The organism is Mesorhizobium sp. M7A.F.Ca.US.005.03.2.1 (assembly GCF_003997795.1).
In the GTDB taxonomy this organism is placed as follows: domain Bacteria; phylum Pseudomonadota; class Alphaproteobacteria; order Rhizobiales; family Rhizobiaceae; genus Mesorhizobium; species Mesorhizobium ciceri.
The window spans coordinates 1-10,070 of the sequence record NZ_RZRP01000139.1 but is presented as its reverse complement, the minus strand read 5'-3'; the positions used below and the strand labels follow the sequence as shown (position 1 = coordinate 10,070).

Annotated in this window: 2 protein-coding genes; both read left to right on the top strand. The window is 64.2% G+C overall.

Features of this window, described 5'->3' with window-relative positions; genetic code table 11:
* Nucleotides 1–9,476, top strand: a 9,476-nt coding sequence (locus tag EN991_RS10630) for a hypothetical protein (RefSeq protein ID WP_127368711.1), incomplete at its 5' end; no start/stop codon positions are given.
* 139 nt (nucleotides 9,477–9,615) lie between these two features.
* Nucleotides 9,616–10,070 (top strand): tail fiber protein (locus tag EN991_RS10625; protein WP_164768959.1); only part of this gene is annotated, 455 nt, incomplete at its 3' end.

Sequence of the window (10,070 nt, the reverse complement as noted above, 5' to 3'; positions counted from 1 at the left end):
CCTTCAACCTGGGCGGCAGCGACGGCACGATCCAGGGCACCAACGTCGCCAACCCCGTCTTTACGCTCGGCAACGGCAACACGCTCAACGGCATCACCATCACCGGCGGCGGCGACGGCATCTTCGGCAACAACATCACCGGCGCGACGCTGACCAATGTGACGGTCACCGGTGCGGGCGGCAACGGCGCCGACTTCACGGGCAGTTCGACCGGCATCACCGGCTCCAACTTCACCGCCACCGGCAACGGCCTCGACGGCCTGCACATCGACGGCGACGGCACCTACAATTTCACCGGCACGACGCTGCTGAAGGGCAATCTCGACGACGGTCTCGATATCACCGGCAAGGGCACCTACACCTTCGCCACCGTCAATGCGCAGGACAATACCGACCGCGGCATCACCGTGCAGGGCACGTCGACCGGAGGCACGTTCACCACCACCGGCGGCACCGTGTCAGGCAATGGCGGCACCGCCGTCTTCATCGATCCGATCACCGCCCATGTGGTGCTGGACTCGATCAGCCAGAGCGGCGGCACGTCGGGTGTCGTGCTGGAGAATGTCGCGGGCAGCTTCACCGTCAACGGTGCGACGACGATCTCCAACACGACCGGACCGGCGATCGCCATTTCGGATTCGCCGGCGACGATCCGCTTCGGCGACATCAGCATCACCAACCCCGGCGCCGACGGCATCTCGTTTGCCGGCGTCAATGCGGCGGTGGTCGCCGGCAACATCGTCATCTCCGGACTGGGTGTCGGCACCGGCCTCGACTTCTCCGGATCCAAGACCAATTTCACCGCGCAGTCGCTCAGCATCACCGGCACCGGTGCTGCCGGCTCGATCGGCATCGATCTGACGTCGCCGAGCGTTGGCGGCGCGGTGATCATCATCACCGATGGCGGCGTCATCACCAATGTCGATACCGGCGTGCGGCTGGGCATTGCCGGCACGCCGGGCGCCACGGCCAACGCCGAATTTACCTTCGGCGGCAATTCCAGCTCCATCTCCGGCATCACCGCCTCGCTCGATGCGCGCGGGCTCAATGAGGGCAGCGGCCACTACGCTTTCGGCACGACCGCGTTTTCCGGCCCGCAACTTTACGATCTGCGCAATTACATCTTCGTTGCGGCCGGGGCTTCGGGCGGCGGCACGTCGATCACCGACCTCGCCTCGATCGAATATGCCGACAGCATTACCGCCAGCGACGCGATCATTGTCCTGGTCAACCGCGGGACAATCGACGACGCCACCGGCTTCTCGCTGAGCGACGGACAGGAACTGGCCTCGTTCGGCAATGACCGCGCGTTCTCGCTCGGCGGGGTGCCGTTGAATGTCACCGGCACCAACATCCATCATGACGAATCCATATCGGATTCAGCGGGTGCGGCGACGCTGACCAGTTCCGGCGGCGGTAATGTCGTGACGCTGGGCAACGGCAACACGCTGCTCGATTTCAACGTTTCCGGGGGTTCCGGCTCGGCGATCTACGGCCTGGGCATCAACGGCCTGACCGTCCAGGGCGTGACGGCCAGCAATGTCGGGTCCGGCCTCTACCTCAATGGTGTGACCGGCACGGTCTCGGTCGACGACCTGACCGTCCAGACCGCATCTCAAACCGGCATCGTGCTTGTCGATTCGAGCGCGACCGTCGATTTCACCGGCAACACCAAGATTACCAGTGCCGCCAACGTCGGGCTGTTCGCCAACAATTTCGACGGCATCGCCACCTTCGACGATCTCGACATCAGTGGCGGCGGCAGGGGCGTGGCCATCTGGAGCGGCTCGAGCGGCACGCTGACTTTCGCGGCCGCGAGTTCCATCACCAACACGGACGATGTAGCCTTCAACATCAACGGTGCGGTGCCCAACGTCACCTACAACGGCACGATCGACCAGGCCAATGCGGCCAACGCGGTCAGGATCATCGGCCAGACCGGCGGCACCGCCACCTTCGGCGGCAAGATCACCGCCAGCACGGGCTCGGCCAACGCGATCGACCTGTCCGCCAACACCGGCGGCACGGTGAAATTCACCGGCGGGCTGGACCTGACCACGACGACCGGTACCGGCTTCGATGCCACCGGGGGCGGCACGATCACAGTCGCGGCCGCGGGCACGGAGCAGATCACCACCGGCACCGGCCGGGCGATCAATCTCGACGGCATCACCATCGGCACCGGCGGCATGGCGTTCGACAGCATCACGACAGGCGTTGCGACGGCCACGGCGCTCAACTTCAATGCCGTCTCGGGCGGCCAGTTCCTGGGTGGCAATGTCACTGTCGGCGGCACCGCTGCCGGCATCAACGGCCTTGCAATCAACGCTTCGTCATCGACCTTCACCATCACCAATCTGGTGACGACCAATGTCGCGGGCACCGATGTCAGCCTGACCAACAATACGGGCTCGATCACGATCCTCGGTGGCACCATCGCCAATTCGGGCGCTGGCGACGGTGTCGTCGTTTCCGGCGGCAGCGCGACAGTCGGCGTAGCGGCCAACGTCTCCAGCTCGGCAACCGCGCCAGGCGCGGCGGTCAAGGTCGACGGCACCACCGGCGGCTCGGTGACCTTCAGCGGTACGGTCACCTCGACCGGCACCGGCGATCTGTTCGATGTCGGATCGACGCTGACCCCGGCCGGCGGCGCCATCAGCTTCACTGGCCCGACCTTGTCGGCGACGGGTGGCGGCGGGGCGCTTGTCAGCAGCCTCGGCGGCACCGCGACGTTGAACGTGACCGCGCCGCTGTCGATCACCAATGCCACGGGCACCGGCCTGTCCGTCACCAATGTCGCCAGCACGGCATCGGCGAGCTTTGGCGAGGTCACCGTGACGACGCCTGGCGGCACCGGCATCTTCATTGCCGACAATGGCACGGTCACCTTCGGCACAACCCAGGTTACGCTGGGAGCGGCAAGCACCGCCGGCATCGAGTTCCTCGACATCAACGAACATATCAGCTTCGGCACGACCACGATCGACGAGGTTGGCGCCAACCAGACCGGCATCGACTTCAGCGGTTCCTCGAGCGGTTCCTCGACAAGGGCCGATTTCGGCCTGACCACGATCACCGGCACCGGCAGCCTGACCTCGCGCGGCATCGACCTGTCGTCGACGACCGGCAACAAGACCATCGCCTTCCTGCGCGGCTCCAGCATTTCCAATGTCGGCGTCGGCGTCGAATTGTCGTCGAGCGGCGCCACCGCGACCTCGGCCAACGCCAACTTCACCTTCGGCGACGGCACGTCCGCCGATGGGCTGCAGTCCTCCATCAGCGCCGCCGCCGGCGGCTACACCGTCAATACGATCGGGCTCGATCCGACGCTCGGCAATTATGATTTCGACGACGTCAACTTCACCGGCGCCGCCCATCTGGCCAGCGCGGTCGGTGGGACCATCATGATTTCCCAGGGCGGTGGCATCGTCCACGCCAACACGGACGGGCTCAGCGCCGACGTGACCACCTACACGGTCGCCGAGGCCGATGCCATGACCGGCACGCTGAACTTCGCCTTTGTCGGCACCGTCGATCTCAGCGGCACCCCGTTCACGCTCGATTCCGGCCAGTCGATCATCGGCTTCGGCAACGGCGCCTCCATCCTCACCTCCGGTACCGTCCAGCCGGTCAATGTCCAGGGCAATCTCGGCGCTACTGGCGGCAACGTCACCGGCGATGAGGGCGTGGTCAAGAGCACGGGCAGCGATACCCTGCATCTGCTCGGCAACAACCAGGTGCGCGACACCGCTTTCGACTTCAGCGGCGGCAGCGGCTCGGTCTTCCTCGTCGACGGGAGCGCGGCTGGCTTCGTCAATACCGGCGGCATCTTCATCGAAGGCGTCACGGTCAGCAATGTCGCCGTGGGCCAGACGGCGTTCAAGGTCGCCGGCCTCGACACCAATTTGTCGATCGCAGACAACAACGTCAACGTTGCCGGCACGCTGCTCGACGTCGATGGCGGCGCCGGCAACATCACGGTCACGCGCGGCACCTTGCCCAACAGCGGACCGGCCGGCACGCTGACCGGCGGCGGCATCAACCTGCAGAACCTGACCGGCACGGTGACCATTGGCGACGGCACGCTGACCAACACCGGCGCGAACACGGCTTTCAATGTCGGCTCGACGACTGCCGGGAGCGGCGGCAGCGCGATCATCTCCTATGCCGGCACCATCAACAGCAACGGCACCGGCGCGGCTGTTTCGATCCAGAGCATGACTGGCGGCTCGGTGACGCTGTCGGGCAACCTGACTGATACCAACGCGGCCGCTGGCGGCAATATCGTCATTGCCGGCAACGACTCGGCCGCGATCACCTTCTCGGGCACCAGCAAGGTGATCAGCTCGGGCGCGACGGACGCCGTCAGCCTGGGTCTCGTTGGCAATTTCCCCGCAGGCACACCGGCCCCCAACACCAATTCCGCGATCAATTTCACCAATGGCGGTCTCGACATAACGACGACGACCGGCACCGGCTTCATCGCCTTCGGAGATTTTACCACCGGCGCCGTTACGGTCACCGGCACGGGCAACGAGATCAATTCCGGCGCCGACGGTCTTATCTTGTTCGGCGCCAATGTCGGCGCCGGCGGCGTTGCCTTCGACAGCGTCTCGGCCGTATCCACGAGTACCGGCGCTGGTGTGCTGCTTGGAGGTATCAATCTCGGCGGCGACGTCAACATTGGCGGCCTGAGGGATACCGGCTACATCGGCGCTTCATTGATCGGCCTGAGCGGCGCCGGCGTGGTCAATTTCACAGGCAAGACCGATCTCGACGTCAGCTACAGAGGGTTCGATATTGGTGGGCCGCTGGTCGGCACCATAAACATCGCCAATGTCGCCGGATCCACCCTGAACATCGATGACGCCGAGATCGGTATCGCATTGACGACCTCGAGCGGGACCGTCAACGTTGGCGGGAATGGCGGCAGCGCCAGCATCGGCGCGACGACAAGCACCACTGGTTCAGCGATCACGCTCGCCGGCGGCAATGATCTTGTCCACGCCACACTTAACTACACCGGCTCGATCAACGTCAGCGCGGGCAGCGTCTTGCAAGTCGGCGGCGGCGACTGGAGCGAGCTCAACATGAGCGGTTCGGTCGTTTCGACCTCGGCAGTAGCACTGCCGGGGACAGCGGTCTTCACCTTCAGCGGCAACGCCGAGGGCGTGTACAATATTTCGAGCACGATCAATCATACCGGGAGCGCCGTCGGCGTCTTGTTTGACGGATCGTCCGAGGGAACGGCCACCTTCTCCGGCACCTCGAAGATATTCGACACCAGCAGCGGCGCCAACGGCGCCATCGTCAAGCTCCCCAGCATCGGTCCGACCCAGGGCACGGGCACACTGGCCTTCACCAATGGCGGCCTCGTCATCACCACCTCGAGCGGCGCCGGCTTCACCGCCAGCACCTTCGCCGCCGGCACGGTCAGCGTCAGCGGCGCCGGCAACACCATCACCACCGGCACGGGCACCGCGCTCGATCTCGACAGCGCGACGGTCGGCGCAGGCGGCATCACCTTCGATTCGATTTCGAGCAACGGCGCCGCGACCGGGGTGTCGCTCAACAATGTCGGCGGCGGCGCCATCGACCTCGGCGCGGTCAACCTGCAGAACATCACCTCGCGCGGCGTCGACATTTCCGGCACGCTCGGTTCGGCGCTGAGCTTCGACAGCCTGAACATCGGAATCGCGGCCAGCGCCACCAACGCCGTCGGCCTCGACCTCAACGGTGCGGCGCTCGGCACGAGCACCATCACGGCGGACGATTTTGATGTCGATGGAGGCAACTCCACAGGGTCGATCGGCATCGACATGGCCGGCACGACCGGCACCGGCACGATCCAGCTCGGTGACCTCCTCAACAACAATCCTGGCCCGGCTGGCCAGACGTCGACCATCACCAAGGTCGCCCAGGGCGTCCAGTTCTCCAGCGCCACCAACGCCAGGCTGGTGTTCGGCGACGGCGGCAGCCCGGCCGAATCGAAGATCGAGACCTTCGGCAACGGCCAGGTCATCCACGCCACCGACACGCTGCCGACCAATGGCGACTACAATTTCAACGACGTCAATTTCAGCGGCGACACGTCGAACCTGTCTTCGTACAAGGTCTACTATGTCACCGCCGATGCCACCGCCCTTGGCGACGGCAGCCTGCTCAATCCAGGCACCTATGCCAACGCCCAGGCATCTACCGCCAATGTCATTGTGCTCATCAACAAGAACGTCGACGGCGGCCAGGCGACGATTGACCTCGGCGGTACGTCGTTCCAACTCGATGACGGGCAGGTACTGCTCGCCTTCAAGAGCGACGACGCGGCCGTCGATGTCTCGCAGCTTGGCGTCGATACCAGCGCCGGCGCTTCGGCTGCGTTCCATTTCACCACCGTGCAAAACTCGCCGATCATCGCGGCACCGGCGGGCATCGACACGCTACGGCCGATCCTGCAGAGCAACACAGCCGGCTCGGTGGTCGATCTGGCGACATCAGGCTCGGGCGTCGTCACCGGCGGCCTCCAGAACCTCATCATCCGCAACACAGGCACCGGCACTGGTGTCGCCGTCAACGCGACGTCCGCCTCCAGTTTCTTCCTCCGCAACAACGACATCGCGGCCGGCGGCAGGGCGCTCGATTTCTCCACATCAGCTGCGCCGGCCAACACGCTTCTGCTTTCGATCGACGGCAATACGCTGAAATCGACGGGATCGGCGCTGGCCGCGTCCTTTGCCGGCCAGAACATCAGCGCGACGGACAACTCGGTCGAGATCCAGTCCTTTGCCGACAACACTGTGCTCGGCGGCACTGGCGGCGGCATCGCCTTCAACAATGTCCGCTTCGACTCCAACGGCGCCGGCGGCACTGTCAGCGCCGGAACGATCGGTGTTGGCTCACCAGGCCCAGGGCGCGTCCAGGGCGACGGCCTCAGCTTCACCAACACCAGCGGCACCCTCGATCTCGGCGCGTTCAGCGTCTTCAACAATGGCGGCACCGGCGTCCTAGCCAACACCAAGACCACCAATTTCACGCTGAACAGCAGCAGCGGCGGCGTCTTCACGGGGAATGGCGCGGCGTTCGATCTCGATCCGCTGACCGTCAACATGGTGGTGACCAGCATCAGTTCAGGCGGCAGCAGCGGCGGCATCATTTTCGACGGCATCGCCGGTACCTTCACCGTCACCGGCAACACGAGCGTTGCCGCGGCGACGACTGCCGGCATTATGGCGATCAACGCCGGCAACACCGGCGTCTTCACCTTCAACACGGTGACACTGAACAGCGCCGTCACGGCGGGCGGCGGCATTCAGGTGGCGAGCGGTACGCTCAACATCACCGGCCTCGCCAACATTGACACGACCACCGGCGTCGGCGTCTCGCAAACCGGCGGCACGGTCAGCTTCACCGGCGGCGTGACCATCGACACCGCCAGCGGCACCGGCATTGTTGGAACCGGCGGCACGATGGGCATCACAGCTACCGCTGCCGCAGAAACGGTGAGGGCGACCACCGGCCAGGCGATCAATCTCTCTGGCGTCGCCGCCAGCATCGCGCTCGATTCGACCAATTCGGTCGGCGGCGCCAACAATGTCAGGCTGACCAACGTCAGCGGCACGGTCGACCTCGGTTCCGGCGCGCTGAGCGGTGCAACGGGTACGGCGTTCCTGGTTTCGGGCGGTTCGGCCAATATCGATTACAATGGCACCATTACCCACACCGCCAACGCCACCGCGATCGACGTCCAGAACCACACCGGCACCGCCGGCGGCGGCAGCACGATCTCGTTCGACGGCGCCATAACATCGAATAGCTTTAGCGACGGCATCAACCTGGTGGCCAATGGCGGCACCAACGGCACGACGATCAGCTTCACCAACAAGCTGGCGATCGATACCTCAACCAGCGACACCACCGGCTTCAGCGCCACCGGCGGCGGCACGGTTACCGCCACCGGCCCCGGCAGCACGATCAATTCGGGGACCGGCACCGCGCTCGATGTCGAGAACACGAATATCGGCTCGGGGAACCTTGTCTTCCAGAGCATCACATCGAATGGCGGTAGCGCCAACGGCATCATCCTGGTCAATACCGGCACGGCGCTCGGCAATGGCGGCTTGCATGTGACTGGAAATGGCGCCAACGTCGGCGCGACCGGCGGGGGCGTCATCGCCAACAAGACCGGCGCCGATGGCAGCGCCACGCAAGGCACCGGCATCTACCTCAGCAATACGAAGGATGTGCAGCTCAATGGTCTGCAGCTGAACGATTTCGACAATTTCGGTATCCGAGGGTTCGAGGTGAATGGCTTCGCGCTCACCAATAGCGTGGTGAACGCAACCTCTGGCACGAACGGCACCAGCGCCGCGGCCGACGAGGGCTCGATCAGCTTCCGCGCCGCCGATGCCGCCCATAACGGCCTGACCGGCACGGTCGCCATCACCAATTCGGTGATCGCGAACGGCCTTGAGGACAATTTCAACGTCTTCAACAACAGCGGCACGTTGAACATCACTGTTTCGGGCTCGACCTTCCGCGACACCTCCGTGGGACCGCCAGGCAATGTCGGCCTGCTGCTGCAGGCCGACGGCACCGCCAACATCACCGGCCTTGTCACGAACTCGTCGTTCCTGCGCAATTTCGCGAGAGGTATCCAGCTCATCAACAACGGCTCGGGCAACATCGATTTCGATGTCGGCCAGGCCGGCGTCGCCGGCAGCGGCGGCACCTTCACCGACAATTTCGTTGGCGTGGACATGGATCAGAACGGCGCCGGCACCTATAATTTCAATGTGCTGAACGCGACCTTCACCACGGCCAACTATGCGACCCTGTTTGGTGCCGGCGGCGCGGGCTCGCAGATCAACGTCAACCGCGGCGGTGCCGCATCGCCGGTCGTGCGTGGCCTGTTCACGGGCAACATCCTCAACAACAACATCAACAACGCGGATTCCGGCACCGGACCAGGTATCAGTGTCTCCGTCAACGGGACCGCCACCGGCAGCAACACGGTGACCGTCAAGCTCGACGGCAACACTGTCACGCACGTCGCGAACTATGGCATCCTGGTCGCGAACGGCGACGGCAATGGGATCGTCAATGCCACCATCACCAACAACACCGTCAGCACGACGACCGCAGCCGCGCTCGAGGCGATCCGCGTCAATGGCGGGATAACCTCGAGCCAGGCTGGTGCCTCCGGCACGCCCGACAATGGCACGCTGACTTTTGATATCCATGGAAATACGCTGAGCGTCGATCCGTCAGCTGGCGTCACCGATATCCGCGTGCGGCAGCGGTTCAATGTGATCGACAAGATCGAAGGCTATGCCGGCAGCGCCACCGACGACACGGCGGTTCAGGCCTATCTCGCCAGTCTCAACAGCCATTCGGGTGGCGGTGCCGCGACAGTGGCCGCCGACCACAACAACACCGGCTTCGGGACCATTGTTGGGGTTACGGAGCCGCCCCTGCCATAAGCGGGCGTTGCGCGCGTTGGCGCTGGAATAAATTACAAAATGTATTGGCCGAGCAGATTGCTTTGTGCCGGTGGGTGATCTAACGTAACGTCATGTAGAGATTGGCTTTTTACTACAAATTGAACGTTTGGGGGTGTATATGGCCGAGCCGTATCTCTCGGAAATCAAGTTGATTTCTTTCAACTTCCCTCCCCAAGGTTGGGCGTTCTGCGACGGGCAGCTCCTGCCGATCAACCAGAACCAGGCATTGTTTGCTCTGCTGGGCACGACCTATGGCGGCAATGGGCAAACGAATTTTGCATTGCCCGACCTGCGTGGGCGCGTTCCGACGCACACCGGTGGCCAAGGTCATCTTCTCGGCGAACGGGGCGGCGAGCAGGCGCATACGCTCACACTTTTGGAGATCCCCCAGCATTTTCACAGCGCCAGCGCGACATCGGCTTCCGGCGATCTCTTCGTCGCCACCGGCAATGTGCTTGCGGCATCGCCCGCGCAGCTTTACGCGCCGGGAACGTCCAATCTGACTGCGCTGACACCGAGCAGCGTCACCGCGATGGGCGGCAGTCAGCCACACGACAACATGCAGCCCTATCT